The organism is Streptomyces sp. TAA204 (assembly GCF_000424965.1).
Genome location: NZ_AUKW01000001.1, coordinates 611826 through 637596 on the forward strand (window position 1 = coordinate 611826; position 25771 = coordinate 637596).

At 71.5% G+C, this 25771-nt stretch carries 24 protein-coding genes; 17 read left to right on the forward strand and 7 right to left on the reverse strand.

The features are described from left to right. The first annotated feature begins 147 nt into the window (after positions 1–147). The 4 genes from H343_RS0102655 to H343_RS0102670 all read left to right on the forward strand — a co-directional run bounded on the left by H343_RS0102655 (position 148) and on the right by H343_RS0102670 (position 3684). Positions 148–1017 carry a winged helix-turn-helix domain-containing protein gene (locus H343_RS0102655; RefSeq protein WP_051264469.1) on the forward strand — a complete coding sequence of 290 codons (870 nt, stop codon included), beginning with the start codon at positions 148–150 and terminating at the stop codon, positions 1015–1017. Between the two features lie 80 nt (positions 1018–1097). Next, positions 1098–2249: an aminoglycoside phosphotransferase family protein gene (locus H343_RS28480; RefSeq protein ID WP_051264471.1), complete on the forward strand. Its 1152-nt coding sequence runs from the start codon at positions 1098–1100 to the stop codon at positions 2247–2249. Positions 2250–2287: 38 nt separating this feature from the next. Continuing rightward, positions 2288–2986 carry an HAD family hydrolase gene (locus H343_RS0102665; protein ID WP_028429878.1) on the forward strand — a complete coding sequence of 233 codons (699 nt, stop codon included), beginning with the start codon at positions 2288–2290 and terminating at the stop codon, positions 2984–2986. 275 nt (positions 2987–3261) lie between these two features. Continuing rightward, positions 3262–3684, forward strand: coding sequence for an ankyrin repeat domain-containing protein (locus H343_RS0102670; RefSeq protein WP_028429879.1), 423 nt, complete (start codon positions 3262–3264; stop codon positions 3682–3684). 51 nt (positions 3685–3735) lie between these two features. Here H343_RS0102670 and H343_RS0102675 read toward each other — a convergent pair whose 3' ends face one another. Beyond that, on the reverse strand, positions 3736–4875 hold the full coding sequence (locus H343_RS0102675) for a MerR family transcriptional regulator (protein ID WP_028429880.1): 1140 nt from the start codon (positions 4873–4875) through the stop codon (positions 3736–3738). Between the two features lie 256 nt (positions 4876–5131). Between H343_RS0102675 and H343_RS0102680 the strand changes: the two genes are divergently transcribed. Then, positions 5132–5863 carry a DUF4097 family beta strand repeat-containing protein gene (locus H343_RS0102680; RefSeq protein ID WP_028429881.1) on the forward strand — a complete coding sequence of 244 codons (732 nt, stop codon included), beginning with the start codon at positions 5132–5134 and terminating at the stop codon, positions 5861–5863. A 59-nt stretch (positions 5864–5922) separates the two neighbouring features. Here the strand turns inward: H343_RS0102680 and H343_RS28485 are convergent, their stop codons facing one another. Next, positions 5923–7053, reverse strand: coding sequence for an aminotransferase class V-fold PLP-dependent enzyme (locus H343_RS28485; RefSeq protein ID WP_078504937.1), 1131 nt, complete (start codon positions 7051–7053; stop codon positions 5923–5925). A gap of 288 nt (positions 7054–7341) precedes the next feature. On the opposite strand from H343_RS28485, the gene H343_RS0102690 reads away from it, so the two are divergent. Then, on the forward strand, positions 7342–8142 hold the full coding sequence (locus H343_RS0102690; RefSeq protein WP_486586753.1) for an IclR family transcriptional regulator domain-containing protein: 801 nt from the start codon (positions 7342–7344) through the stop codon (positions 8140–8142). Here H343_RS0102690 and H343_RS28490 read toward each other — a convergent pair. Continuing rightward, a complete protein-coding gene (locus H343_RS28490; protein ID WP_051264472.1) occupies positions 8132–9139 on the reverse strand; it encodes an alcohol dehydrogenase catalytic domain-containing protein in 1008 nt (335 codons plus the stop codon). The two genes, H343_RS0102690 and H343_RS28490, sit on opposite strands and share 11 nt — an antisense overlap. Positions 9140–9391: 252 nt before the next feature. Here H343_RS28490 and shiA point away from each other — a divergent pair, with 252 nt between their 5' ends. From shiA to H343_RS0102710, 3 genes are all read left to right on the forward strand, one after another. Further along, positions 9392–10744, forward strand: coding sequence for a shikimate transporter (gene shiA, locus H343_RS0102700; RefSeq protein WP_028429883.1), 1353 nt, complete (start codon positions 9392–9394; stop codon positions 10742–10744). 134 nt (positions 10745–10878) lie between these two features. Beyond that, a complete protein-coding gene (locus H343_RS0102705) occupies positions 10879–11238 on the forward strand; it encodes a metalloregulator ArsR/SmtB family transcription factor (RefSeq protein ID WP_028429884.1) in 360 nt (119 codons plus the stop codon). Positions 11239–11285: 47 nt separating this feature from the next. Continuing rightward, positions 11286–12380 carry an MFS transporter gene (locus H343_RS0102710; protein ID WP_028429885.1) on the forward strand — a complete coding sequence of 365 codons (1095 nt, stop codon included), beginning with the start codon at positions 11286–11288 and terminating at the stop codon, positions 12378–12380. Positions 12381–12411: 31 nt separating this feature from the next. Here H343_RS0102710 and H343_RS0102715 read toward each other — a convergent pair whose 3' ends face one another. Further along, positions 12412–12771, reverse strand: coding sequence for a metalloregulator ArsR/SmtB family transcription factor (locus H343_RS0102715; protein WP_028429886.1), 360 nt, complete (start codon positions 12769–12771; stop codon positions 12412–12414). A gap of 166 nt (positions 12772–12937) precedes the next feature. On the opposite strand from H343_RS0102715, the gene H343_RS0102720 reads away from it, so the two are divergent. Next, positions 12938–14314, forward strand: a complete 1377-nt coding sequence (locus H343_RS0102720) for an NAD(P)-binding domain-containing protein (RefSeq protein ID WP_028429887.1) — start codon at positions 12938–12940, stop codon at positions 14312–14314. Between the two features lie 204 nt (positions 14315–14518). Beyond that, complete coding sequence (locus H343_RS28495) at positions 14519–15733, forward strand: MFS transporter (protein ID WP_037901880.1); 1215 nt, start codon at positions 14519–14521, stop codon at positions 15731–15733. A 42-nt stretch (positions 15734–15775) separates the two neighbouring features. On the opposite strand, the gene H343_RS0102730 is transcribed toward H343_RS28495, so the two are convergent. Then, positions 15776–16567, reverse strand: coding sequence for a methyltransferase domain-containing protein (locus H343_RS0102730; RefSeq protein ID WP_037901882.1), 792 nt, complete (start codon positions 16565–16567; stop codon positions 15776–15778). A gap of 191 nt (positions 16568–16758) precedes the next feature. Between H343_RS0102730 and H343_RS0102735 the strand changes: the two genes are divergently transcribed. From H343_RS0102735 to H343_RS0102760, 6 genes are all read left to right on the forward strand, one after another. Then, positions 16759–17199, forward strand: coding sequence for a helix-turn-helix transcriptional regulator (locus H343_RS0102735; protein ID WP_028429889.1), 441 nt, complete (start codon positions 16759–16761; stop codon positions 17197–17199). Positions 17200–17213: 14 nt separating this feature from the next. Beyond that, entirely contained in the window at positions 17214–17639 is a 426-nt protein-coding gene (locus tag H343_RS0102740) for a VOC family protein (RefSeq protein WP_037902179.1), read from the forward strand. A 202-nt stretch (positions 17640–17841) separates the two neighbouring features. After that, positions 17842–20247: an excinuclease ABC subunit UvrA gene (locus H343_RS0102745; RefSeq protein ID WP_028429891.1), complete on the forward strand. Its 2406-nt coding sequence runs from the start codon at positions 17842–17844 to the stop codon at positions 20245–20247. A gap of 212 nt (positions 20248–20459) precedes the next feature. Continuing rightward, on the forward strand, positions 20460–21344 hold the full coding sequence (locus H343_RS0102750) for an ABC transporter ATP-binding protein (protein WP_028429892.1): 885 nt from the start codon (positions 20460–20462) through the stop codon (positions 21342–21344). A 36-nt stretch (positions 21345–21380) separates the two neighbouring features. Further along, a complete protein-coding gene (locus tag H343_RS0102755; protein ID WP_028429893.1) occupies positions 21381–22100 on the forward strand; it encodes an ABC transporter permease in 720 nt (239 codons plus the stop codon). 143 nt (positions 22101–22243) lie between these two features. Continuing rightward, on the forward strand, positions 22244–22924 hold the full coding sequence (locus H343_RS0102760) for a GOLPH3/VPS74 family protein (RefSeq protein ID WP_028429894.1): 681 nt from the start codon (positions 22244–22246) through the stop codon (positions 22922–22924). A gap of 164 nt (positions 22925–23088) precedes the next feature. On the opposite strand, the gene H343_RS28500 is transcribed toward H343_RS0102760, so the two are convergent. Both H343_RS28500 and H343_RS28505 read right to left on the reverse strand, forming a co-directional pair. Further along, positions 23089–24429: a sulfatase family protein gene (locus H343_RS28500; RefSeq protein WP_051264476.1), complete on the reverse strand. Its 1341-nt coding sequence runs from the start codon at positions 24427–24429 to the stop codon at positions 23089–23091. Beyond that, a complete protein-coding gene (locus H343_RS28505; RefSeq protein WP_037901886.1) occupies positions 24426–25769 on the reverse strand; it encodes an MFS transporter in 1344 nt (447 codons plus the stop codon). Before H343_RS28505 ends, H343_RS28500 begins: the two co-directional genes overlap by 4 nt. Positions 25770–25771 lie beyond the last annotated feature (2 nt).

The window sequence follows — 25771 nt, forward strand, 5'->3', positions numbered from 1 at the left end:
CACACACTTGGTGAAACCTGATGGACTTGGTCGCCATTCGAGTCAAGTTGTACGCCAACTTCAATCAAAGTCTCCCCACTTGGCGGAAGGCTGAAAACTGTTGGCGTACAACTCCCACGTCTTGGCCGGAAGTTGTACGGTCTTGGTGTGAACAGGACGAGCCCCTCCGAGTACGGGCATCCACCGCACCTGACGGTCGCCGCGACCCTCCGTGAGCGAATCTCATCGGGCGTGCTGCCGCGGGGAAGCCGCATCCCCACGCAGAAGGAGCTGGCCGAGGAGTTCGGCGTCAACCGCACCGTCGTCCGGCAGGCCCTCGAGGAGCTCAGGCGCGACGGGCTCCTCGCCGACACCGGCCGCGGCGCGCCACCCACCGTGACCGAGCCCGCGCCCGCCCACGGCGCGCCCAAGCCCGCCGGCACGGAGCTGGCACAGCGGCTCTACGAGGCCTTCCGATCGGATCACGTCACGATCGACGCCTACTCCCTCACGACCGAGACCCTCAACAACGCCCTCGCACGGCCGCACCGGTCCCTCGTCGACGGCACGCTCTCCCCGCGCTCGGTCACCGTCCGCGCCATCATCCCCAGCGCGGACGCCTACCTCGCACTGCCGCGCATGGTCGACGACCCGTTGGACAGGCGGCCCCTGGAACGCCTTCACGAACTTCAGGGCGTGTGGACGACGGCGCTGCGGATGGGCCTGCGCACCTTCCGGGACAGATACGACGTACCGGAGGTCTCCTGCGAGATACGGACGGTGGCCGCGACTCCCCTCCAGAAGCTGTACGTTCTCAACGGCACCGAGGCCCTCATGGGCTACTACCACCTGGTGCGCGAGGAAGTGACGTACGAGGGCGAGGAACTGGCCATCTTCGACGTCCTCGGCTTCGAGACGGACCTCTTCCGCTTCTCCGCCGACCCGGAATTCCACGGCGAGCAGGAAGCCGCGTTCGTCGAGAACGCCAAGAAGTGGTTCGACTCCCTCTGGCACAACATCGCCACACCGCTGGATTGATCGCCTCCGGCTTCCCGACCCCGGAGAAGCTGTAGTCTCAGCGCCCTCACCCTCCTCTGAGGCATCATCGGGCGGCGCGCATGACTGTCCCCTCCGGCCCCCCGGCGGCAGACCCCACTCCCCTGCAACGCTGGCGTCTGCGCTGGCACTTCGAACGGCACCGGCTCCGCCCCGGCGGGCTGCTGCTCCGCGGCCACCACCACCACAACTACGTCGTCGAACTGCGTGAGCCCCTCGCGTCGATACTGCGGGAGCCCGAGGGCAGGCTCGGCAAGTTCCGCACCCGCCGGCGCACCGTCCAGGTCGTCCCCCGTGTCTGGCAAGAGGGGGACGTGCTGCGGGCGCTGCGGCCGCATCTGGCATGTGTGCCCCGGGTCCTGTTCACCGTCCCCGGCCGGGCGCTGCACACCTACGTGGAAGGCACCGCGCTGTCAGAGACCGCACCGCCCGGCAGCCCCGTGGACGACGCGACGCTGCGCCGCATCGCCGGCCTCTTCGGCCAGCTCACCGCGGTGCCCGTGCGGGCACTCCCGGGGCTGCCCGACGAGTGGCGAGGGGAGAACCTCAGCGACAGCACGGGGTTCCTGCGCAACCTCGCCTCGTTCACCCAGCACGAGGTGTACCTGCGCAACCACCCCCGCTTCGGCCGGCTCTTCCACGAACTGGGAATCCCCGACGACGCGATGGGGCGCTTCTACCGTGAGGCGAAACGGCTGCGGCCACGGGCGTACTCGCTGCTGCACACCGACATCCACCGCGGCAACCTGCTGCGCCGCAGGGACGGCGAACTCGCCCTGGTGGACTGGGAGTGCGCGCTCCTCGGCGACCCCCTGCACGACCTGGCCACCCACGTCGTACGGATGGAGTACACGGAGGAGGAGCGGGGGCGCCTGATCGGGCACTGGCGGCGCCGGATGCGCCGCAGCGGCCGGCCGGACCTCCTCGACGGGACGGCGGACGACTTCCGCCTCTACCTCGACTTCGAGTACGCGCAGTCCGTCTTCCCGGACACCATGCGTGCCGCGCGCGCCCTGCCGCGTGCCGCCTCCGAGAGCGATTTCGACATCGCGGCGGCATCCGTGCACCGGGCACTGCGGCGCGCCCGTACCTCGCTGGACCTGACCCTCCCCGAACACGGGGCCGTCAAGTCGGCGCTGCGGAGCTGGCACCGGGAGCAGCGGGCGCTGACCGGCCGCGTGCAAGCTGTACGCCGCGGATCACGCGGGAGATAGTTGTGCCCACCATCACGGCACTTGGTACGAGGAGCGGAATGCGCGATCTCATCGAAGCCGCGAAATGCGTGCTCTTCGACTTCGACGGACCCGTCTGCCATCTCTTCCGGGACCGTCCGACGCCCGCCATCGCGCAGCGGCTCCGCGAGGTGGCGCTGACGGCTGACGGGGACCGGGTCCGGCTGCCGGAGACCAGCGACCCGCTGGAGATACTGCGTGCCGCCTTCGAACTGCCGGACCTCGTCGCACACGGCGTCGCCCGCGACATCGAACGGGCTCTGACGGAGGAGGAGGTGGAGGCGGCCCCCGGAGCGTTCCCCACCGCCTACGCCGACACCCTCATCCGCACGCTCGCGGCGACCGGCCGGCAGCTGGCCATCGCCAGCAACAACTCCCCGCAGGCCGTGGAACGGTATCTGGACACTCGGCTGACGGGCGAACTGTTCACCGGCCACATCCACGGCCGCAGTCCCGACCCCGAGGGCACGCCGCGGCTGAAGCCGGACCCCGACTGCGTGCTGCGGGCGCTGGCCTCCACCGGTACGCCCGCGCGGGACGCCCTGATGATCGGGGACGCTCCCCGCGACCTGGAGGCGGCACGGGCGGCGGGCGTCCCCTTCCTGGGCTACGCACGCAACGAGCACAAGGCCGCTCTGCTCCGCGAGGCGGGAGCGGAGCACACCGTGGACTCCCTGCGCGAGGTGGTGCTGGTCGTGGACCCGGGGGCGCACGTCTGAGCCTTGGGTTCACGCGGAGTTCGGGACGCGGGGTTCGAGACGCGGGGTTCAACGCGGCTGCCCGCGTCGCCGGGCCGCCGGCGACGAGAACCGCCGCGAGAGTACGGATGTGGCGCGTGGAGGCGGGCATGTGTCGAGCGTACGTAAGGTGGGCAGCCGGAAGCACCGCCGCGGACACGTCCACGGTCCCCGGCCCGGTCGGGCCCGGGCGGGATCCGGCGGAGCGAGGGGCGAGTGCCCCGGCCCCACCCGGCGCAGCAGGACGAGGAGTACGCATGACCGACGCCCCCGTGCCCCAGAGCAACGAGCCCGCGCACGACCCCGAGGTGCTGGAGCTCGCCCAGAAGATCTTCGGGCTGGCCCGGCACGGCGACACCGACACCGTGTCCGCCTACGTCGACGCCGGCGTCCCGGCGAATCTGACCAACGACAAGGGCGACTCCCTCGTCATGCTGGCCGCCTACCACGGCCACGCCCCCGCCGTTCAGGCGCTGCTCGACCGCGGCGCCGACCCCGACAAGCCCAACGACAAGGGCCAGACGCCCATCGCGGGTGCGGTCTTCAAGGGCGAGGAGCAGATCGTGCGCATCCTGCTCGACGCGGGCGCGGACCCCCGGGCGGGACAGCCGTCGGCGGTGGAGACGGCCCGCATGTTCGAGAAGAAGGAACTGCTGGAGCTGTTCGGCGAGAGCGCGTAGCCGCAGCCGGCACCCGCACAGCCGCCCCTCCGCGCCCTCGCCCGGCGGCTGTTACCGCCCCGGCTCCAGCACGTCGGCGACCACGCAGCTGACGTTGTCGGGGCTGCCGAAGCGGTGGGCGCTGTCCACGAGTTCGCGTACGGTCTCCTCCGGGCCGCCCCCGCCGGAGACCGTCCGGTGCACCTCCTCCGGCGGCACCACCGTGCTCAGCCCGTCCGAGCAGAGCATGTAGCGGTCACCGGCCCGGACGTCCTGCAGCCGCAGGTCGGGCCCCCGGTCGTTCCCCCGCCCGGGTCCGTGCCCGGCTCCACGGTCGGACCCGTGCCCGGCTCCACGGTCGGACCCGCCTTCCAGCGCCCGTATCAGCAGGGACCGCTGCGGATGCGAGAGGGCCTCCTGAGCGCTGATGCGTCCCTCGTCGACCATCGACTGCACGAGGGTGTGGTCGTGGGTGATCTGGAAGAGTTCACCGTCGCGCAGGAGGTACGCGCGCGAGTCGCCGATGTGGACGAGCGCGAGCTGCGAACCGGTCCACAGCATCGCGGTGAGCGTGGTGCCCGCCTTCGGACCGGCGGGGTCCGAGGCCGCGATGTCGTGCACGGCCCGGCCGGCCCGCTCGACGGTGTCCTCGAGGACGTTGAGCAGGTCCGCTGCCGGGACCACGTCCGTCTCCAGCTGCTTGAGCGTGTCGATGGCGGCGGCGCTGGCGGGCGCGCCCCTGCCTCCGAAGCCGTCGGCGACTGCGAGCAGCCGCGCGCCGGCGTAGGCCGCGTCCTGGTTGCTCTCACGTACGAGACCGGCGTCGGTCAGCGCGGCGTAGCGGATGTCCAGTGGTGTGTCGTTGTCCGGCACGGTCGAGTCCTTCCGGGACAGGTGGTCGATGAGGAAGGCGGCCATGCCGCGCCGTTCGGCGACGTCCCGCTCGACCTGCGCCCAGTACGCCCGTACCTCCCGCGCGGCGGCCTCGCCCTCCAGCGCGGTCACTTCACGGATACGGGCGAGCGGCATGCCGAGCCGGCGCAGCCACGCCACGAGCCGGGCCTGCTCCAACTGGTCCGGTGCGTAGAGGCGGTAGCCGGTCGCCGGGTCGGTGCGGGCAGGGGGCAGCAGTCCGAGTTCGTCGTACAGGCGCAGCGCCTTCGGCGTCAGACGTGCCGCCCTGGCGAACGCTCCGATCGTCAGCAGCCCCATGCCCGCTCCTCCTCACACCGGGCGCCTCGCCCGGCCCGTCCGATGCTGGGCCTTGCCCGAAGGTGAAGGTCAAGGACGGCCGCGCGGTGCCGCGTGAGATCCCGGTACGGCGCTCCGGGTTCCGGCACGGGTGCGGCCCTTCGCGGGATGCGGGGTCCGCCTCACGGCCGGGCCGGGGCGGGTGCCATAACCTCGTCGGGCATTGGCCGTGAAAAGGCCGATGGCGCCATATTCCACCGGAACGGGGAGAAAAACCATGCTCAGGCATCTCCGCCTCCTCGGGGCGGCCGCGGCGGCCGGTATCGGCGTGAGCGCACTCGGCGCGTGCGGACTGGTCCCCGGGGAGACCGTCGAGGACAGCACCACGCTCTCGGAGAAGATCACGTCCGTGCGGCTGGCCAACAACTCCGGCGGTGTCAGGCTGCACGGCCAGGAGACCGTCACCGAGGTCTCGCTTCGCCGCGTGATCGAGTACGACGGCGACAAGCCCGGGGGTGCCACCCACCGCGTGGAGGACGGGGTTCTCGTCCTCGGTGGCTGCGGCAAGGGATGCTCGGTGCGCTACACGGTCGATCTGCCGCCGAACATCCCGGTGACCGGCAGGACCTCGACCGGCGGGATCAGCGTCTCGGGGGTGGGCGCGGTGAAGGTGACGTCCGCCTCGGGCGCCGTCGACCTCGACGACGTGGAGGGAGCCGTGGACGTGCGTACGACCAACGGCCGGATCAACGGGCGCGGCCTGAAGGGCGAGCGCCTGGCCGCGGTCACGTCGAACGGCGCGATCGACCTCTCCCTGGCCACACCGCAGGACGTACGGGCCAGGACGTCCAACGGGGCGATCTCGCTCACCGCGCCGGAGGCCCGGTACAAGGTGTCGGCCAGGACGAGCAACGGCCGCAAGAACCTCGGCTTCCGCGACGACCCGTCCGGCGACCACACCCTTGAGCTGACGACGGGCAACGGAGCGATCACCGTCAAGCGGGCGTGAACGCCCGCCGTCCGTGCTCCTCCCGGCCGGCGACCTGCCGGCCGGCGACGTGCCGCCGCTCAAGCGTCCCGCAGCACGTGCGAGGCGACCGCCTCCGCGGCACGGTCCGCGTCCTCGGCGGTGTTGTTGAGGTGGAAGGCCAGCCGCAGCCGCCCCGCACGGACGCCGCCGACGACGCCCGCGCGCTCGAGCAGTTCCGGCGTGCCCTCCTCGACGGCGAGGCTGACGATCGCGGAGTCCCCCGGCTCGGTCCCGACGGCCGACCGGAAACGGTTGGCCAGGCCGAGTGCGTGTCCGTGCAGGACGTCCGTGCCGATCCCGGTGAGCAGCTCCAGCGCCGGCGCCTGCGCGACCCAGGAGTGCCACACCGGGGAGAGGTCGAAGCGCCGCGCGTCCTGAGCCAGCCGCATCGGCCCGCCGTAGAGGCTCTCCCACCGCTCCTCGCCGGCGAACCAGCCCGCGCCGAGCGGGACGAGGCCGTCCGCGAGTTCGGGCTGCACCGTGAAGAAGCAGGTCCCGCGCGGCGCCAGCAGCCACTTGTAGCCGCCGCCCGTGGTGTAGGCGAACCGGCTCGCGTCCACGGGCAGCCAGCCGGCCGCCTGCGTGGTGTCGAGCAGGACCTTGGTGCCGGTCGCCGCGCACGCCTCGGTGAGCAGGTCGAGGTCGGCGAGGCGGCCGTCCGCCGACTGCACCGCGGAGACGGCCACCAGTTCGGTCCGCGGCGTCACGGACTCGGCCAGCCGCTCCAGCGGCACCTCCCGCACCCGCACGCCGCGCCGGGCCTGGGCGTGGAACGGGAAGATCACACTGGTGAACTCCCCTGCCGCGGTGAGGACCTCACTCCTGTCGGGCAGGGACGCGGCGATCAGGCCGGCGAAGGCGCTGACCTGGCTGCCCACCGCCACCCGGGAGGGATCGACGCCGACCAGCCCGGCGTAGGAGGCGCGTGCCTCGGCGAGGGGCGCGTCGTAGGCCCTGGGGTTCGCCCGTCCGGTGCGCCAGTCGTCCAGCGCGGCCCGCAGGGCGTCCAGGGAGCGGCGGGGCGGCAGGCCCATCGCGGCGGTGTCGAGATAGACGACGTCGGGCTCGAACTCCGCCTGCGCGAGGGCGAGTGGGGAGCGCTCCCCGTGCGTCTCGGGACGGGGCCGCCCTGTCTCGGGCTTCGTTGCTTCAGCCTTCTCCTTGTGCATTGCCTCAGCCTGAGCCAGCCGGGGCCCGTGCGGAAGTGCGCGGGGGAGCGCGCCGCCCCCGGGAGCGCCGCTCCGGGGAGGACGACGGCCACCGCTGGGCAGGTGTCGTTCGGAGAGCGCACCCACTCTCCCGGCGGGCCCGGCCGGCTCGCCCCGTACAGCGTCCTGTCGTACGGGGTCCTGCCTGTGCGGGTCCCCGCTTTGAACTGCGGCACTTGACACCGATGTAGGCTGTGCGTAATGCGCACAAGCGGAAGCAGTCGTCGTACTGCGGGAGGTGTTCGGGCGTTGTCCCAGCCCGCCATGAAGGGCCGCGACGAGTACGGGCCGCACTTCGTGCAGTCCGTGGCGAGGGCACTGTCCGTGATGCGCTCCTTCACGGCGGACCGCCGGTCGCAGACGCTCACCGAGGTCGCCCGCGAGACGGGCCTCGACCGCGCCACCGCCCGCCGCCTCCTCCTCACCCTCGCCGACCTGGGCTATGTGACCGGCGACGGCCGCGCCTTCGAACTCACCCCCCGCATCCTCGAACTCGGATACTCCTATCTCTCCAGCATGTCGCTGCCCGAGATCGCCCAGCCGCACCTGCAGGCCCTCGCGCGCGAGCTGAACGAGACAGCCGCGCTGGCCGTGCTGGACGGCGGCGAGATCGTCTACGTGGCGCTGGTCCCCAGCACCCGCCTCGTCGCGGTGAAGATCAGCATCGGAACGCGGTTCGACGCCTACACCACCTCGATGGGCCGCGTCCTGCTGGCCGGACTCCCCGACGCCGAACTGGACGAACGCCTCGGCCGGCTGCGGCTGGAGAAGAAGACCGACCACACCGTCCGCAGCGTCCGGACACTGCGGGAAGAGATCGAGAAGGTGCGCAGGCAGGGCTGGTCACTGGTGGACTCCGAACTGGAGGAAGGGCTGCGCGGTGCCGCCGCGCCCGTACGCGACCGCGCCGGCAGGGTCGTCGCCGCCGCCAACGTCTCCGTGCACGCGGGGCGCACGACGCCTCAGCTCGTCGAGCGCGACTACATCCCGATCGTGCTGCGCACGGTCCGCCTGATCGAGGCGGATCTGGTCAGCTCCGTCACCTCCTGACGGCGCCGGACGCCGCCCGCGCCGGACGCCCGAGGTTGATCCAGCACTTGCCCGGCGTGGAGGCCACGGCGTCGAACGCCGCCGCCGCGTCGGCCAGGGCGAACTCCGCCCGCAGGACGCGGTGCGGCGCGATCGTGCCCTCCGCAAGCAGCGCCACCGTCCCGGTGAAGTCGTGGGGGTGGTCGTAGATCAGGGAGCCGGCCAGCGACAGCTGCCGGCGGACGATTTCGTGCAGCGTGAGTTCCAGCGGCGCGGCGCTCATGCCGATGAGAGTGACCTTCCCGCCGGGTGCGACGTGCGCGAGTCCCGCTTCCAGCGCGGCGGGCACTCCGGAAGTCTCGAAGAGGTGCCCGACCTTCGCTCCCGGCTCCCCGGCCGGCTCCGCGCCCAGGGCTGAGGCGAGGGCCCGGCGGCCGTCGTGGGGTTCCTGCACGAGCGGCGTGATCCCGGCCGCGACGAGACAGGCGCACACCAGCAGCCCCTGCGAACCCGCGCCGACGACGAGACACCGGTCGCCCGCGACGGCACCGGAGCGCCGGACAGCGGTACGCGCGACGGTGAGAGGTTCCGCGCACACAAGGTCCTCGGTGCGCACGTGCCCGGCCGCCGGGTGCGCGAACTCGGCGGGCACGGCGACGTACTCCGCGAGGACGCCGGGCACCGCGAGCCCCACGGCCACACGGCCGGCGCATCCCGAGGTGAATCCCCGCGCGCACTCCGGGCACCGCCCGCAGCAGTAGTTCGGCTCGATGGCGACGCGTTCACCGTTGCACCGGCCCCGCACGTCGCGCCCGACCGCGGCGATCTCACCGACACCCTCGTGCCCGAGCACCCAGGGAAGGCGGGGCGCCGGGCGGGCACCGCTGACGACACCGACGTCGGTCCCGCACAGCCCGACACCGGTCATGCGTACGAGGACCTCGTTCGCTCCGCACTCCGGACGGGGCAGGTCGATGATGTCGACCCGTCCAGGAGCGGTGAGTGCTGCTGCCTTCATCGTTCCTCCCTGTGCACGATGCGCACTACTGTACGCATCGTGCCATCTTAGTGGAATCCTCCGCCAGGACATCGCCTCCATGACTCGCCCCAACAGCCCACAGGGCAACGGGGATCTCACCCGTCATCCGGAAGCCGCGTCCCACGACTTCCACACTTCATCCGGAACGACCCCTTGACCCACCCACGACCCGACCCCACCATGTCGTGCAAGTCACGCACACTTGTGCACCAAGCGCACAGAGGTCGGTCAATGAAGAACGCAGCTGAGCAGTCAGGGACGGGAAAGCAGACACGGGCGGCGATCGGCAGCTCCATCGGGGCCGTCGTCGAGTGGTACGACTTCCTGCTCTACGGGATCGTGGCGGCCATCGTCTTCAACGAGGCCTTCTTCCCCGAAGTAAGCCCTCTCGCAGGCACGTTGGCGGCCTTCGCCACGTTCGGCATCGGATTCGTGTGCCGCCCGCTGGGAGGTCTGTTCTTCGGGCACTTCGGCGACAAGCTCGGGCGGAAGCGGATGCTCGTGTGGACGGTCCTGCTGATGGGGGTCGCCACGGCGCTCATCGGACTGCTGCCCACCTACGGCGCAATCGGCTGGTGGGCACCGCTGCTCCTGGTGATCCTCCGCGCCCTGCAGGGCTTCGCCGTCGGCGGGGAGTGGGGCGGCGCCGCCCTGATGGCGGTGGAGAACGCGCCGTCCAAGCTGAAGGCGTTCTACAGCAGCGGCGTGCAGGTCGGCTACTCCGTGGGTCTCATCCTGGCGACCGGAGCCGTGGCGGTCACGGAGTCCGTGTTCGGCGAGAGCGCCTTCCGGGACTGGGGCTGGCGCATCCCCTTCCTCGTCAGCGCCCTGCTCGTGGCCCTCGCGCTGTGGATACGGGCGGGCGTCCCCGAGAGCGAGGTGTTCAAGGAGGAGGTCGAGGCACAGGCCCCGAAGCGCCCGAAGCTCCCCGTCGTCAAGGCGCTGCGCGAACAGCCCAGGGCCTTCTTCCAGATCATCGGCATGCGGCTCGGCGAGCTTGTGACGATGTACGTCGTCACGACCTTCGCGCTGTCCTACGCGACCTCCGAGTACGAGTTCAGCTCCGCGTTCATGCTCAACATCGGACTGCTCGTGGGCGGCATCGGCATCGTGACGATCCCCCTCTTCGCCTGGCTCTCCGACCGCTTCGGCCGCAGGCCCGTCTTTCTCACCGGCGCGGTCATCGGGGTGCTGGGCTCGGTGCCGTACTTCATGTCGATGGAGTCCGGTTCGATGATCCTCCTCGCGGTGACCTCCGCCGTCCTCGTCAACATCTCCCACGACATGATCGTCAGCGTCCAGCAGCCGCTGTTCACGGAGATGTTCGGCGCGGAGTACCGCTACAGCGGCGCCGGCCTGGGATACCAGGTGGCAAGCGCGGTGGGCGGCGGCTTCACCCCGTTCATCGCCACGGCGCTCGTCGCCTTCGGCGGCGGCGACTGGTACTGGGTGGCGGCCTACCTCGGCGCCGGATGCGCGGTCTCCGCGCTGGTCGCGCTGACGCTCCGCGACCCGGCACCCGCGCCGCGCGTGAACGCGACCGACGCGAAAGCGCCGGCCGCGGCGAGCGGGCAGGGAAGCTGAGGGCCCTCGCAGATCTCGCCGGACAGGGCCCCGCCGGACAGCACCGCCGGACAGCACCGCCGGAGACAGCACGGCCGGACGGGCAGGGTCCCGTCGCTTGACGGACAGATGTCATCGGTTATCGTCGATTACCGATGACTGAGTATCTCGAACGTTCCGAGGCCGCGCAGTACGCGAGCTGGTTCAAAGCCCTGGCCGACGCCACCCGCATCCAGATCGTCACGCTCCTCGCACGGCACGCGGCCCCCATGACGGTCGGGGAGATCGTGAGCGCCGTGGGCGTGGGCCAGTCGACCGTCTCGCATCACCTCAAGGGCCTGGCCGAGGTGGGATTCGTCCTGGTGGAGCGGCAGGGCTCGTTCAGCCGCTACCGGCTCAACGAGGAGTGCGTGGACGCCTTTCCGTCGGCCGCCGACGTGGTGATGGGCCGTCCCGCACCCGCCGCTGTCTCCTCCGGCACCCCGCACTCCGGCCCGGGCAGGTCGTCCCGTTGAGCCGGACCGAGGCTCCCCCGCGCGAACTGCCGGAGCCGCGGTCGGGCATGACGTACGCACTCCTGCTCGGGCTGGGCGCACTGGACGCCGCCGGCTACAGCCTGATCGCGCCCGTGCTGCCGGAACTGGCACGGCAGACCGGCGCGAGCGCCACCGTGACGGGTCTGCTGGTCGCCACCTTCCCGCTCGGCATGGTCGCCGGGTTCGCACTGGGAGGCGCGGCCGTACGCCGCGCCGGCCCGTCCACGGTCGTAGTGACGGGCTCGGCGCTGATCTGCGTGGGGTGCGCGGGCTTCGTCCTCGGTGACGGCCTGGGTCTCTTCGCCGTGGCGCGGCTGCTGATGGGACTCGGGTCGGGCTGTCTGTGGCTCGGCGTCACCTTCACCACGCTGGCCTGCTGGCCCGGCCAGGAGTACCTGTGCATGAGCCGGATCTTCGCCGCGTACTCCGCCGGCGGACTGCTCGGCCCCCTGCTCGGCGCCATTCCGGGAGTGCGGGGCCCCTTCGCCGCCTATCTGGTCCTCACGCTGCTCGCGACGGCCCCCGTTCTCGTGCTGCGGCTGCCCGCACAGGCGGGAAAGTTCGCCTCCGACCGCGGCGCGCTGCACTCGCGCGGCTTCTGGGCGGCCAGTGCGGGGATCGCCTTCGCGGTGACGGCACTGGGCACACTGGAGGGCGTGATGCCGCTGCACTTCGGGACCAGGCTCGTCCAGTCGCAGATCGGGGTGCTGTACGCGGCGACGTCGGTGCTCGTGGCCGTGGCCGCCGCACTGGCCGCCCGCCTGCGTCCCCGCCGTGCGCTGCTGATCTCGACGGTACTGACCGTCGCCGGTTTCACCATGGCCGGTGCCACCTCAACGGTCACGGCGTGGGCCGGGGCCCTGGCGCTGGCGGGCACCGGCATCGGGTTGGCCAACACCGGCGCGATCGGCGTGCTGCTGGAGGCCGTTCCCGCGCGGCGCATCGTGACCGCCATGGTGCTGTGGTCCCAGATCGGCATCGCGGGCTATCTGATCGCACCGCTGCTGGGCGGGCCGCTCGCCGACGCGTACGGCTACGCGGCGGTGCCGGCCGCTGTCGCCGCCACAGCCGTGACCGTCGTCCTCGCGCTTCGCCTCGCGCGGCGCGAGACGGGCGGCTGACAGATCACGGACGCCGGACAGGTCAGACAGATCACGAGGCGACGCGCCCCAGCATCTGGCCCATTGCCGCCAGAACGGAGGGGTCGACGCGGTAGTAGACCCAGGTGCCGCGCCGCTCGGAGGTCAGCAGCCCCGCCTCCCGCAGCTTCTTCAGGTGGTGGGAGACGGTGGGCTGGGAGACGCCGACGTCGGAGATGTCGCACACGCATGCCTCGCCCCCCGGATAGGAGGCGATCAGCGAGAACAGGCGCACACGGACCGGGTCACCCAGGGCCTTGAACATCGCGGCGGTGCGTTCGGCCTCCTCCGCCGTGAAGGGGCGTTCCGTCAGCGGCGGGCAGCAAGGCACCGCATCGGCCTCGACGAGCGGGAGCGCTTCCGTGTTCGACATACTTCTATGTTGACACACATCGAATCAACACCCCAGGGGCCGGGCTGCTCCATCCCTGCCCCCACCCTTCTGTTTCGATAATCGTCTATGTTGACGCTTGTCGAAACAGATGCCATGCTGACCGTGCAAGCCATAGACAGATGTCGAAACAATCCAGGGAGCCGCAGTGAACGCGCCGACCAACCCACTGCCCACCGTGGTGATCGGAGCCGGCCCCGTCGGCCTGGCCGCCGCCGCCCATCTCGCCGCGCGCGAACTGAACCCGCTGGTCCTGGAGGCGGGCGGGAGCGCGGGCAGCGCCGTACGCGAATGGGGCCACGTACGGCTGTTCTCGCCCTGGTCCGAAGTCGTCGACCCCGCCGCGGAGAAACTCCTCGCCCCCACCGGCTGGGTCCGTCCCGACGGCGCCTCCTACCCCACCGGCGACGACTGGACCGAGCTGTATCTCCGGCCGCTGGCCGGCGCCCTCGGCGACCGCGTCCGCTACGGCACCCGCGTGACGGGCGTCTCCCGCGCCGGACGTGACCGGGTCGTCGACGCGGACCGCGAGAAGCAGCCCTTCACCGTCCACGTCGCCGCCGCCGACGGCAGCGAGGAACGCCTGCTCGCACGCGCCGTCGTCGACGCCTCCGGCACCTGGTCGACGCCCGCGCCCCTCGGCGGCGACGGCCTGCCCGCGCCCGGCGAGCGGGCCGCCGCCGACCGGATCGTCCACCGCGTCCCCGACCTGAAGGACCCCGCCGTACGGGCCCGTTACGCGGGCAGGCGCACCGCCGTCGTCGGCTCTGGCGCCTCGGCGTTCACCGCACTCGCCCAGCTCGCCGACCTCGCCGGGCAGGCACCCGGCACACACGCCTCCTGGATTCTGCGGCGCGGCATCGGCGAGAGCACCTTCGGCGGCGGCGAAGCCGACCAGCTTCCCGCGCGCGGCGCGCTCGGCCTGCGCGCCAAGGCCGCCGTCGAGGACGGGCACGCCGACGCGGTCACCGGGTTCCGTACGGGCGCCGTGGAGCAGGCGGACGGCGGGCTCGTACTCGTGAGCGAGGACGGCCGCCGCCTCGAACCCGTCGAGGAGATCATCGTCCTCACCGGGTTCCGGCCCGACCTCTCCTTCGTCTCGGAGCTGCGTCTCGGCCTCGACGAGCGTCTCGAAGCCCCCGTCCGGCTCGCGCCCCTGATCGACCCCAACGTCCACTCCTGCGGCACCGTGTACCCGCACGGCGCGGAGGAGCTGTCCCACCCGGAGCAGGACCTCTACCTCGCCGGTATGAAGAGCTACGGCCGCGCGCCCACGTTCCTCGCCATGACCGGCTACGAACAGGTCCGCTCCATCGCCGCCGCGCTCGCCGGGGACGAGGAGGCCGCCCGGCGTGTGGAGCTGACGCTGCCGGAGACCGGGGTGTGCAGCGGGTCCGGGCTCTTCGAGGAGTCCGGGGCGGACGGGGCCGAGGAGGAGGGCGGCGGCTGCTGCGCCGCTCCGGTCACGGCCGTACAGGTCAGCGGGCCCGGCGCCCCGGCCGCCCCGTCCTCCGGCGGCTGCTGAGACCGTAGGACCACCGGCGAAGGGGGCACGTCATGAATGTCATGGACGCCATGAGCGTCGCGCGGGCCGTGCACGTCACACGCGTCACGCACGTCACACGCGTCATGCCGCGACCGCGACCCGGCCTCGCGGCTACCGCCCCGTCGCTCGCCACGGGCGGCTGTCGCTGAGGTGCGCCGGACGGAGCAACGAGCCGGCGGAGCCGTGACCGGCACGGGGGACCGGTCGCGGCCCCGCTTCGTCCTGCCCGCCCTGTGCGTCACACAGATCACGAGCTGGGGCGTCCTCTACTACGCCTTCCCCGTTCTGCTGCCCCACCTGACCGCCGAGACCGGATGGTCGGGCACGGCCGCGACGGGCGCGTTCTCCGCCGCCCTGCTCGTCTCCGCGCTGGCGGGCATCCCGCTCGGGCGCGTACTCGACCGCCGGGGGCCGCTGGCCGTGATGACGGCCGGTTCCGTACTGGCGACCGCGTCGGTGCTGGCCGTCGCCGCCGCCCCCGGCCTCGCGGCCTTCGCCGTGGCATGGCTCTTCGCGGGCGCCTCGATGGCCTGCACCCTCTACCCGCCCGCGTTCGCCGCCCTCACCCGGTGGTGGGGCACCGACCGCGTCCGCGCCCTGACGGTCCTCACCCTCGCCGGCGGCCTGGCCAGCACCGTCTTCGCCCCACTGACCGCCGCGCTCGCCGAACACCTCAGCTGGCGAGCGTCCTACGCCGTCCTCGCCCTGATCCTGGCCGTGGTGACCATCCCCGCCCACGCCCTCGCCCTGCGCGCACCCTGGCCCGACGCCCCGCCGCCCGCCCCTCCGCACCCGGCGGGCGCCGCGAAGCGCGTACCCGTGGCCCGCAGCCGCCCGTTCGTCCTGCTCGCCCTCGCGCTGACGCTCTCCGCGTGCACCGTCTACGCCGTGGTCATCGGCCTCGTCCCGCTGATGAACGCCCGCGGCGCCACCCCGACCGAGGCGGCGTGGGCACTGGGCCTCGGCGGAGTCGGCCAGACCCTCGGCCGGGTCTTCTACGCCCCGCTCGCCCGCCGTACCGGCGTCACCACCCGCACCACGGCGCTCATCGCTGCGGGCGGCGCCACCACGGCGGCCCTCGCACTCGTGCCGGGCCCCGTGCCGCTGCTGACGCTGCTGGCCGTCCTCGCGGGGACGGTCCGCGGCAATCTCACCCTCCTGCAGGCGACCGCCGTCACAGACCGCTGGGGAACCCGCCACTACGGACGGCTCACCGCGATCCTCACCGCCCCCGTCACCGTCGCCACCGGGCTCGCCCCCTTCACGGGGGCCGCGCTCTCCGGGCCCCTCGGCGGCTACCCCGCGCTCTTCGCCGCCCTCGCGTGCGTCTCCGGGCTGAGCGCGCTGCTCGCGCTCGGCGGTACACCGGGACGGCTCGGCACCGGGCGGGCGGACTGAGCACCGGGCGCCACGGCGGCCCGGCGGCCCGGCGGCCCGGCGTCAGCCTGCGCGGCCCATGAGCAGCGAGACCTCGACGTGCTCGGTGAACGTACCGGCTTCGGGAAGCGCCCGACGCAGGTCCCTCGCGAAGGACGGACGTTCGCACGGCGCGGGGAGCTGTTCGGCGGGAACGGCGGAGAAGACCGCGCCGACCACCTGATCGAGGGTCAGTTCGTCGCTGTAGGAGACGACTGTCTCGTGCACACCCCCGAAGCCCGCGTCCTCCAGGGCGTTCGCGTACCTGAGCCTGTCCTGTGCGCCCGTTCCGCACGACGCCTTGAGCTCGGTGTCGAAGTACCGTTCCAAGTGGGCACGCAGCGCTCTCGACCACTCGCTGTCCTGGAGCCACAGAGGCGTCCCGTTCGCGGCCACAGCGATCCCTCCGCCGGAACGGAAGAGGGGCAGGAGGCGGGGGAAGAGTTCCTCGTGCCGCATCCAGTGCAGTGCCTGTCCGATGACGGCCGTCGCCAGGGACTCCCTGCCCAGCAGGGCACCCAGTGCGGCGATGTCGGTGTCCCCGCCGAGAAGCCAGGTCACGTTGCCGATCCCCCGCGCTGCTGCCGCCTTCCGGGCGAGGCGGAGCATGTCGGGTTCCGGGTCCATGCCGATCACGGAGCGAACACGGGATGCCAGCGGAACGGCGAGCTGCCCTGTGCCGCAGCCGAGGTCGAGGACGCGGTCGTCAGGGGTCAGCGCGAAGAACTCCTGCACACTGTCGAGGACTTGGTCCGGGTAGCCGCGCCGGAACCTCGCGTAGTAGTCGGCCACGTCACCGTTGAATCCGAGGGTCATGCTCCGCACTCTGCCCCGGATCGCCAGGCAGGAAGAGCCCGGCGAGGTGCCGATCGCTACCGGCTGAAGGCTCCGGTGCGGTGCGCGGATCGAAGAGGTGACCGGACCGGTGCACAGGCAGAGCGGGACGGGGCAGGGCGGGACCCCGGCGGCGCTGGGCAAGTCGGGCGCGGCGTGGCACGATTCCGCAGGTGAGCAGCAGATCCAGCACGGCGCAGCACCTGCGCGACCTCGCGCGGCTGCGCCGCGTCCGTGACCGGATCGACCGGGAGTACGCCCAGCCGCTGGACGTCGAGGCGCTCGCCCGCGGCGTGAACATGTCGGCCGGTCATCTCAGCCGCGAGTTCCGGCGTGCCTACGGCGAATCGCCGTACTCCTGGCTGATGACGCGGCGCATCGAGCGCGCGATGGCGCTGCTGCGCCGCGGCGACATGAGCGTCACGGAGGTCTGCTTCGCCGTCGGCTGCTCGTCACTGGGCACCTTCAGCACACGCTTCACCGAACTGGTCGGTGTGCCGCCCAGCGTCTACCGGCGCGAGGCGGCGCACGCGACGGCGGGAATGCCGCCGTGCGTGGCGAAAGCGGTGACCAGACCGGTCAGGAATCGAGAAGCACCGGCCAACGGGTCGTAGCTAGCGTGACCGGCATGGACGACATCACCATTCACACCAGCTTCCTTCCGCACGACGACCCGGACGAGTCCCTGGCCTTCTTCCGCGACATCCTCGGCTTCGAGGTCCGCAACGACGTCGGCAAGGGCAAGATGCGCTGGATCACGGTGGGCCCCGCCGGCCAGCCCGGCACATCCATCCTCCTGGCGCCTCCGCTGGCCGACCCGGGCATCACCGACGACGAGCGCCGCACCATCACCGAGATGATGGCCAAGGGCACCTACGGCTGGATCATGCTGGCCACCACAGACCTCGACAGCACGTTCGCGCGGCTGCAGGCGAGGGACGCCGAGGTCGTCCAGGAGCCCGTCGACCAGCCGTACGGCGTTCGCGACTGCGCCTTCCGCGATCCCGCGGGCAACCTGATCCGCATCCAGGAGCTGCGCCGAGCCGCCGACTGATCCCGGCGGTGACCTGCGCGGCCCAACGACGGCCGCCGGACGGGCGGCGTACGGGCGCCGACCCGTCCGGGCCCGTCCGAGCCCCGGAAGCCCACCGGCCGAAGCGGTGGAGAACCGGACGTACTGTGCAAGGCTGTTCCGATCGAGCCGGGCGACACCGGTGGAGACCGCGAAGGCGGCCCGCCCAACCGATGGAGACACCATGAGCATGACCACGAGGACGGACCCGCAGTCGCCTGTGCCCTCGTCCGCGCCGCCGCACGTGGCCGACAGCCACGGCCTGATCCGCGTGCACGGCGCACGCGTGAACAACCTCCAGGACGTCAGCGTCGAGATCCCCAAGCGCAGGCTGACGGTGTTCACCGGCGTCTCCGGCTCGGGCAAGAGCTCGCTGGTCTTCAGCACGATCGCCGCGGAGTCGCAGCGGATGATCAACGAGACCTACAGCGCCTTCGTGCAGGGCTTCATGCCGACGCTGGCACGGCCCGAGGTCGACGTGCTCGAAGGGCTGACGACCGCGATCATCGTCGACCAGCAGCGGATGGTCGCCGACGCCCGCTCCACGGTCGGCACCGCCACGGACGCCAACGCGATGCTGCGCATCCTCTTCAGCCGGCTGGGGAAGCCGCACATCGGCCCGCCCGGGGCGTACGCCTTCAACGTCCCCTCGGTCCGGGCGAGCGGCGCCATCACCGTCGAGCGCGGCGCCAAGAAGACGGAGAAGCAGACCTTCACCCGCACCGGCGGCATGTGTACGCACTGCGAGGGCCGGGGCGCGGTCTCCGACATCGACCTCACCCAGCTCTACGACGACTCCAAGTCGATCTCCGAGGGCGCCTTCACGATCCCCGGCTGGAAGTCGGACAGCTGGTGGACCGTACGGACCTACGCCGAGTCCGGCTTCGTCGACCCGGACAAGCCGATCCGCGAGTACACCGAGAAGGAGATGCGGGACTTCCTCCACCGGGAGCCGACCAAGGTGAAGGTCGAGGGCGTGAACCTCACCTACGAGGGACTGATCCCCAAGATCCACAAGTCGTTCCTGTCGAAGGACAAGGAAGCGATGCAGCCGCACATCCGGGCGTTCGTGGAGCGGGCGGTCACGTTCACCACCTGCCCCGAGTGCGGCGGCACCCGGCTCAGCGCGGGGGCCCGCTCGTCGAAGATCGGGGGCATCAGCATCGCCGACGCCTGCGCGATGCAGATCAGCGACCTGGCCGAGTGGGTCCGTGGCCTGGAGGAGAGGTCGGTGGCGCCGCTGCTCGACGCGCTGCGGCAGACCCTGGAGTCGTTCGTGGAGATCGGGCTGGGCTATCTCTCGCTGGACCGGCCGTCGGGCACGCTGTCGGGCGGTGAGGCCCAGCGCGTCAAGATGATCCGCCACCTCGGCTCCTCGCTCACCGACGTGACCTACGTCTTCGACGAGCCGACCGTCGGCCTGCACCCCCACGACATCCAGCGGATGAACAAGCTGCTGCTGCGGCTGCGGGACAAGGGCAACACGGTGCTCGTCGTGGAGCACAAGCCGGAGACGATAGCGATCGCCGACCACGTCGTCGACCTCGGCCCCGGCGCCGGTTCGGCGGGCGGCACCGTCTGCTACGAGGGCACCGTCGAGGGGCTGCGGGCCGGCGGCACCATCACCGGCCGCCACTTCGACGACCGGGCCGCCCTCAAGGAGACGGCGCGCAAGCCCACCGGCACGCTGGAGATCCGCGGCGCTACGACGCACAACCTGCGAGGCGTGGACGTCGACGTCCCGCTCGGGGTGCTCTGCGTCGTGACCGGAGTCGCCGGCTCCGGCAAGAGCTCACTCATCCACGGTTCCATCCCGGCCTCGCAGAACGTGATCTCCGTGGACCAGACGCAGATCCGCGGCTCGCGGCGGAGCAATCCGGCGACGTACACGGGGCTGCTCGACCCGATCCGCAAGGCGTTCGCCAAGGCCAACGGCGTGAAACCGGCGCTGTTCAGCGCCAACTCCGAGGGTGCCTGCCCCGTCTGCAACGGTGCCGGCGTCATCTACACCGACCTGGCGATGATGGCGGGCGTCGCCAGCCCCTGCGAGGAGTGCGGGGGGAAGCGGTTCCAGGCGTCGGTGCTGGAACACCACCTCGGCGGCCGCGACATCAGCGAGGTGCTCGCGATGTCGGTGGCCGAGGCCGAGGAGTTCTTCGGCACCGGCGAGGCCCGCACCCCGGCGGCGCACACAGTCCTGGCCCGGCTCGCCGACGTCGGGCTCGGTTACCTCAGGCTCGGGCAGCCGCTCACGACGCTGTCCGGCGGCGAGCGGCAGCGGCTCAAGCTGGCCACGCACATGTCCGAGAAGGGCGGCGTCTACGTCCTCGACGAGCCGACCACCGGCCTCCACCTCGCGGACGTCGAGCAGTTGCTCGGCCTGCTCGACCGGCTCGTCGACTCCGGCAAGTCCGTCATCGTCATCGAGCACCACCAGGCCGTCATGGCGCACGCCGACTGGATCATCGACCTCGGCCCCGGCGCCGGTCACGACGGTGGCCGGGTCGTCTTCGAGGGGACACCCGCCGAACTCGTCGACGCCCGCTCCACCCTCACCGGCGAACACCTCGCGGCCTACGCCGGCACCTGACCGGAGGGCGAGGCCCGCGCGTCCACGGTGCGGGGTCCTGTCCCGGCGCAGGGCCCCGTCCCGGTACGGCACGCCCTCGCCGGGCCGGGGACGGGCCCGGCAACGGCGGCACCAGTGACACCGCGTCATACGTGCGCCCCCCAGGAATGTCATCGCGCGGTGCTGACACCACGCCACTGACGGACGAGCGCGACAACGGGTGAGATCGACGCATGACCTCGACACCAGTCATCGACGTTGAACGTCTCAACCTCAGCTACGGCGACTTCCACGCCGTGAAAGACCTGTCCTTCCAGGTGGGCAAGGGGGAGCTCTACGCACTGCTCGGCACGAACGGGGCCGGTAAGACCTCGACCCTGGAGACCGTCGAAGGCCACCGCAAGGCCACTTCGGGCAGCGTGCGGGTCTTCGGTCAGAGCCCGCGCGACCGCCGTGCCGTCCGGCCCCGGATGGGCGTCATGCTGCAGGAGAGCGGATTCTCCCCGGATCTGACGGTGAAGGAATCAGTCCGGCTGATCGGGAAGCTCTCCCAGCGCACGGACAGGGTCGAACGCGTTCTCGCCATCGTCGACCTCACGCACAAGGCCGGCACCAAGGTCTCCCAGCTCTCCGGCGGTGAGAAGCGGCGTCTGGACTTCGCCACCGCCGTGTACGGCAACCCCGAGCTGATCTTCCTGGACGAACCCACCACCGGCTTGGACATCCAGTCCCGGGACGCCCTGTGGGACGCCGTGGACAAGCTGCGCGAGAACGGCTCGACCATCGTGCTGACCACGCACTACCTGGAAGAGGCGCAGCAGCGCGCCGACCGCATCGGCCTCATGCACAAGGGCGCCTTCCACCAGGAGGGGACGGTCGCCGAGCTGACGCAGACCCTGCCGGCCGCCATCCGCTTCGCCCTTCCGCCCACCGCACCGGCACTGCCGCTGCAGGCCACTCGCGACAGCGACGGGGAGTTCCTCGTCGAGACCTTCGGCCTGCAGAAGGACCTCCACACCCTGCTCGGCTGGGCGCACGCCAACGCGGTGGAGCTGCGGTCGCTCCAGGCCGGACCGACTCGGCTCGACGACGTCTTCCGCTCCATCGGCAGCGAATAGACCGCTCCCGGAACTCCCAGGAACAGGACCTTCACCATGCTCTCAATCGCTCTCGGCGAGCTGATCCAGATCTTCCGGAACCGGCTGGTTCTGGTCACCAGTTTCGTCATGCCCGCAGCGGTCAGCGCGTACTTCATCCAGCAGCACGAAGTTTTCGCGAAGCTGGGCAGCCTCGGATACATCGCGGCGGTGGTGATGTTCACCGTGGGCGCGTTCGGCCTCTACACCACCACGGTGACCACCCTGGCCTCGCGCCGTCAGAACCTCTTCCTCAAGCGGCTGCGCTCCACCCCGGCAGGCGACGCCGGCATCCTCTCCGGGCTGATGCTCCCGGTGACCGTCCTCGCGCTGGTCCAGGTGACCGCGATCCTCGCCACGCTGGCCGCGGTCGCCGGCGGGCCGTCGGATGTCCCCCTCCTGACGGTGGCGGTCCTCTCGACGGTCGTCATGATGCTCGGACTGGGCCTGGCCACGGCGGGACTGACGAACTCCCCCGAGCACGCCCAGGTGACCACGCTGCCCGTCAGCCTCGGCGTCATCGCCGTCACCAGCTGGGTGGGTATCACCGGCACCGAGGACTTCACCATGCTCAAGCGGCTGCTCCCCGGCGGGTCGGCCACCGAACTCGTCCTGAACGCCTGGAACGGCGGTGTTCCCGTGGCGGACTCCCTGATCCTGCTGCTGCCCACGCTGGGCTGGGTCGTGGTCGCCATCGCGCTGGCCTCCCGCCTCTTCCGCTGGGAACCGCGCCGATGACCGCCCCCTCCGGAGCCGGTCACCCGTCGGCGCCGCCCGCCGGAGCGCCGGGCGGCGAAGCAGGGAGCCCGACCGGGCGCGGACAGCTCCGACGCACGGTCAACCGGGGCGACCGCGGGCAACCCCCGGAAGGAGGGGAGAACATGCAGAGCGAAATGCTGCTCGTCGAGGATCTGATGCTGCTGATGCTCCACGACGAGACGGGGATCCCCGCCGGAGCCGGCACCCTTCACTACACCCTCGGCGGCGCCGTGCTCGTCGAACTCGCACTCCGCGGCAGGATCACGACCGACGGGACCCGCGTCGCGGGGCTCAACGGGCCCAAAGTGCTCGCGGTCGGGGACGGTTCACTCTCGGACCCGCTGCTGCGGTCCGCCTACGAGAAGGTCGCCCGGCGACCCCAGCGCGTCCAGACGCACCTCCTCGACATCGGAGGCGGCCTCTGGAAGCCGGTGATCGAGCGGCTCCTCGAGCGCGGCCTCATCCGCCGCGAGCGCAGGCGGATGCTGGGCTTCCTCCGCACGACGAGGCTGCCGACCGCAGCGACACAGCACGAGGCGGAGCTGCGGCGAAGGGTCTGCGCCGTACTGGAGGACGGCGAGAGTCCCGACACCCGCACCGCGGCGGTGATCGCGCTGCTCTCCTCGAGCGGTACCCTGCCGAACCTCCATCCCGCGCCGAAGTGGTCGGCCAAGGTCCGCGAGCGGGCGAAGGAGCTCGAGAACGGCAACTGGGGGGCGGCGGCCGTGAACATCGCGGTGACCCGCACGGCTGCGGCGGTCGCGGCGTCGACCGCCGCCGTCACGGTCGCCGTGATCACCTAGCAGGTGTCCGGGCGATCTTCGAGGATCATCCCGCGGCGCCGGACAAAGGCCCCGGCAGCTCCGCTGCCGGGAGTACCGGCCGGCGCCGCCCTCGGCCGCGTGCGTGAGAACCACACCCCCTGCCGGCGGACAACCGGCGGAACGAAGCCGACCGCCCGCGGCGTTCACCCCCACTCCCCCGGAGCGGGGTCGATGGCGGGACGCTGCTCCCCGGACCGCTCGACGCGCTCGGCGAGCCGTTCGCCCAGCGCCCGCCGGACTGCGGCGCAGGCAGGGTCGCCGACCCGGTTGACGAGTTCGTCGGGGTCGGTGTGCAGGTCGTAGAGGTAGGTCTCGACATAGCGGTCGGACGCGGGCACGTGCCAGGGGTCGGCCCCGGGATCGGTCACGCCGTACTTCCAGCGACGGGTTCGCACGGCCCGGCCGAGTTCGGACTCGCTGATCTGGATCAGCACCTCGTCCTGCCAGTCGGCGTCCTCACCGTCCTCCTGCAGCAGCGGCAGCAGCGAGCGGCCCTGCATCTCGCCGGGTACGGCCAGTCCCGCGGCGTCGAGGAGCGTGGGGGGAAGGTCGATGTGGCTGACCAGTTGCTCCAGCCGCCGTCCCCCGCGCAGGCCGGGGCCGCACAGCACCGTGGGTACCCGGACCGACGCGTCGTGCAGGCTTCGCTTGTACTCGTCGTTGCGCGTCTTGAAGTGGCACCCGTGGTCCGAGGTGAACAGGACGACCGTGTTCTCCCCGGCCTCCTGCTCGGCCAGTACGCCGAGCACCGAGCCGAGCACCTCGTCGATGCGGCGCACCATTCCGTAGTAGCCGGCGAGGTGCTCGTCGGAGTTGCCGCCGCCGAGGGCTCGCAGGTCGGGCGGCGTCCAGGCGTCGGCGTAGCGCTCGCGGTAACCGTCGGGTGCGGGGTAGTCGTCGCGTGCGTTCTGGTGGTGGGGTTCCAGGAAGGACAGGAAGAGGAAGAACGGCTGCGTGCGCCGCTGCCGCAGGAACCGGGCGGCGGCGGCGCCGAGCGCGTCGGCGCGGTAACCGTCGAAGTGGTGAGGGCTGCCGTCCTTGTCGTAGAGCGTGGTCCCGTACGCGTCCGAGGTGAACTCCAGCAGGTTCGCGGCGAGCCAGTGGTCGTAGCCGCCGCGGTACGCCTCGGGCACGGGCCCGACGTGCTCGCCGGGCGCCAGGTGCCACTTGCCGATGTAGCCGGTCTCGTAGCCTGCCGCGCGGAAGTGGTGGGCGAGCGTGGGAATGTCAGGCGAAAGGGCGATGCCGTTGCGGAAGACGCCCGTGGTGGTCGGATACAGACCGGTCTGCAGGCTGGCCCTGGAGGGAGCGCACACCGGCTGGCAGGTGTAGGAGTGGTCGATGCTCACCCCCTGCCCGGCCAGGCGGTCGAGCAGGGGAGTCAGGCCGTGCGGGTTGCCGTGCAGGCCGGTGGTGTCCCAGCGCTGCTGGTCGGTGAAGAAGACCAGCACATTGGGGCGTTCGCGGGGAGCATCGGTGTTCACGTGGAGGTCGTGGCCTTTCGTCCGGAGGTCGGAGGGTCCTGTTGCCGGCGTGCTTCCCGCTCGGAGACGTCCTCCTCCCGGGTCTCGGCCAGCAGCAGCGTCGAGACGAGCGAGGCCAGCGCCACGACGATCAGCAGCACCGCGACGGGCCAGCTGGAGTCGAAGACCACGATCAGCGACGCCGCCACCGCGGGCACGAAACCGGCCACCATCGCGGAGGCCTGGGTCGCGATGCCCAGCGCCGAGTACCGCACCCGCGGCCCGAACAGCTCGGTGTAGTACGAACTCTGGACGCTGGACATGCAGACGGCGCCGCCGAGCGCCGCCAGCCCCATCGCCGTCCACACCAGCGCGGTGGAGCCGCTGTCCACGAGCCAGAAGTACGGGAAGGCCGAGACGGCCACGAGGACCGCCCCGGTCAGGTACAGCGGCTTGCGGCCGGTCCGGTCCGACACCGCCCCTGCCACGGGCATCAGACAGAGGCCCAGCACGTTGTAGAGGACCACGCCGATCAGGGCGACGTGCGTGCCGTAGCCCATGGTCGTCGTGGTGTAGGCGATCGCGAACGGCTGGTATATCTGCGAGCTGCACGCTTCTCCGAGGCGGGCCCCGAATGCCAGCACCATTGTGCGCGGGTACTTCCGCAGGGCGGCGACCAGCGGCATCCGCTCGCGTGTGCCCGAATTCCTGACCTTCTGGAAGTCGGGGGTCTCCCGGATCGTCCGGCGGACCAGCACACCCACCACCATCAGCACCGCGCTCAGCAGGAACGGTACGCGCCAGCCCCAGGCGAGGAAGTCCTCTTCCGGGAGGCCGGCGAACAGGCCGGTGACGCCCACCGCCATCAGATAGCCGATCGGACCCCCGGTCTGCGGCAGGCTCCCCCAGAAGCCGCGACTGTGCCGGGGGGCGTGCTCCACCGTCAGCAGGGACGCACCCGCCCACTCGCCGCCGAGCCCCAGGCCCTGTCCGAGCCGGAGGGCGACGAGAAGCACGGGGGCCCAGATGCCGATGTGGCGGTAGTCGGGCAGCAGGCCGATCAGGAAGGTGGCCCCGCCGATGATGAGCATGGTCGCCACCAGCGAGTTCTTCCGGCCGATGCGGTCTCCGAGGTGCCCGAACAGCAGGGCCCCGAGTGGGCGCAGGACGAAGCCCGCACCGAACGTGGCCAGGGCGGCCAGGGTTCCGATGGCCGGGTCGGCGTCGGGAAAGAAGATCTTGTTGAAGACCAGGGCGGCGGAAATGCCGTAGAGGTTGAAGTCGTACCACTCCAGGGCGGCACCGGACAGGCTCGCCGCGATCACCTGCCGCATCGACTGGCGGGCGGGTTCTTCCTGCACGG

What these genes read in the sequence shown, in the direction of transcription:
- H343_RS0102730 (WP_037901882.1), bottom strand. Translation starts at nt 16,567, where the DNA reads ATGACCCTCGGATTCAACGGTGACGTGGCCGACTACTACGCGAGGTTC.
- H343_RS0102745 (WP_028429891.1), top strand. Translation starts at nt 17,842, where the DNA reads ATGAGCATGACCACGAGGACGGACCCGCAGTCGCCTGTGCCCTCGTCC.
- H343_RS0102705 (WP_028429884.1), top strand. Translation starts at nt 10,879, where the DNA reads ATGACTGAGTATCTCGAACGTTCCGAGGCCGCGCAGTACGCGAGCTGG.
- H343_RS28490 (WP_051264472.1), bottom strand. Translation starts at nt 9,139, where the DNA reads ATGAAGGCAGCAGCACTCACCGCTCCTGGACGGGTCGACATCATCGAC.
- H343_RS0102755 (WP_028429893.1), top strand. Translation starts at nt 21,381, where the DNA reads ATGCTCTCAATCGCTCTCGGCGAGCTGATCCAGATCTTCCGGAACCGG.
- H343_RS0102680 (WP_028429881.1), top strand. Translation starts at nt 5,132, where the DNA reads ATGCTCAGGCATCTCCGCCTCCTCGGGGCGGCCGCGGCGGCCGGTATC.
- H343_RS0102670 (WP_028429879.1), top strand. Translation starts at nt 3,262, where the DNA reads ATGACCGACGCCCCCGTGCCCCAGAGCAACGAGCCCGCGCACGACCCC.
- H343_RS0102760 (WP_028429894.1), top strand. Translation starts at nt 22,244, where the DNA reads ATGCAGAGCGAAATGCTGCTCGTCGAGGATCTGATGCTGCTGATGCTC.
- H343_RS0102750 (WP_028429892.1), top strand. Translation starts at nt 20,460, where the DNA reads ATGACCTCGACACCAGTCATCGACGTTGAACGTCTCAACCTCAGCTAC.
- H343_RS0102710 (WP_028429885.1), top strand. Translation starts at nt 11,286, where the DNA reads ATGACGTACGCACTCCTGCTCGGGCTGGGCGCACTGGACGCCGCCGGC.
- H343_RS0102715 (WP_028429886.1), bottom strand. Translation starts at nt 12,771, where the DNA reads ATGTCGAACACGGAAGCGCTCCCGCTCGTCGAGGCCGATGCGGTGCCT.
- H343_RS0102665 (WP_028429878.1), top strand. Translation starts at nt 2,288, where the DNA reads ATGCGCGATCTCATCGAAGCCGCGAAATGCGTGCTCTTCGACTTCGAC.
- H343_RS28480 (WP_051264471.1), top strand. Translation starts at nt 1,098, where the DNA reads ATGACTGTCCCCTCCGGCCCCCCGGCGGCAGACCCCACTCCCCTGCAA.
- shiA (WP_028429883.1), top strand. Translation starts at nt 9,392, where the DNA reads ATGAAGAACGCAGCTGAGCAGTCAGGGACGGGAAAGCAGACACGGGCG.
- H343_RS0102740 (WP_037902179.1), top strand. Translation starts at nt 17,214, where the DNA reads ATGGACGACATCACCATTCACACCAGCTTCCTTCCGCACGACGACCCG.
- H343_RS0102675 (WP_028429880.1), bottom strand. Translation starts at nt 4,875, where the DNA reads ATGGGGCTGCTGACGATCGGAGCGTTCGCCAGGGCGGCACGTCTGACG.
- H343_RS28485 (WP_078504937.1), bottom strand. Translation starts at nt 7,053, where the DNA reads ATGCACAAGGAGAAGGCTGAAGCAACGAAGCCCGAGACAGGGCGGCCC.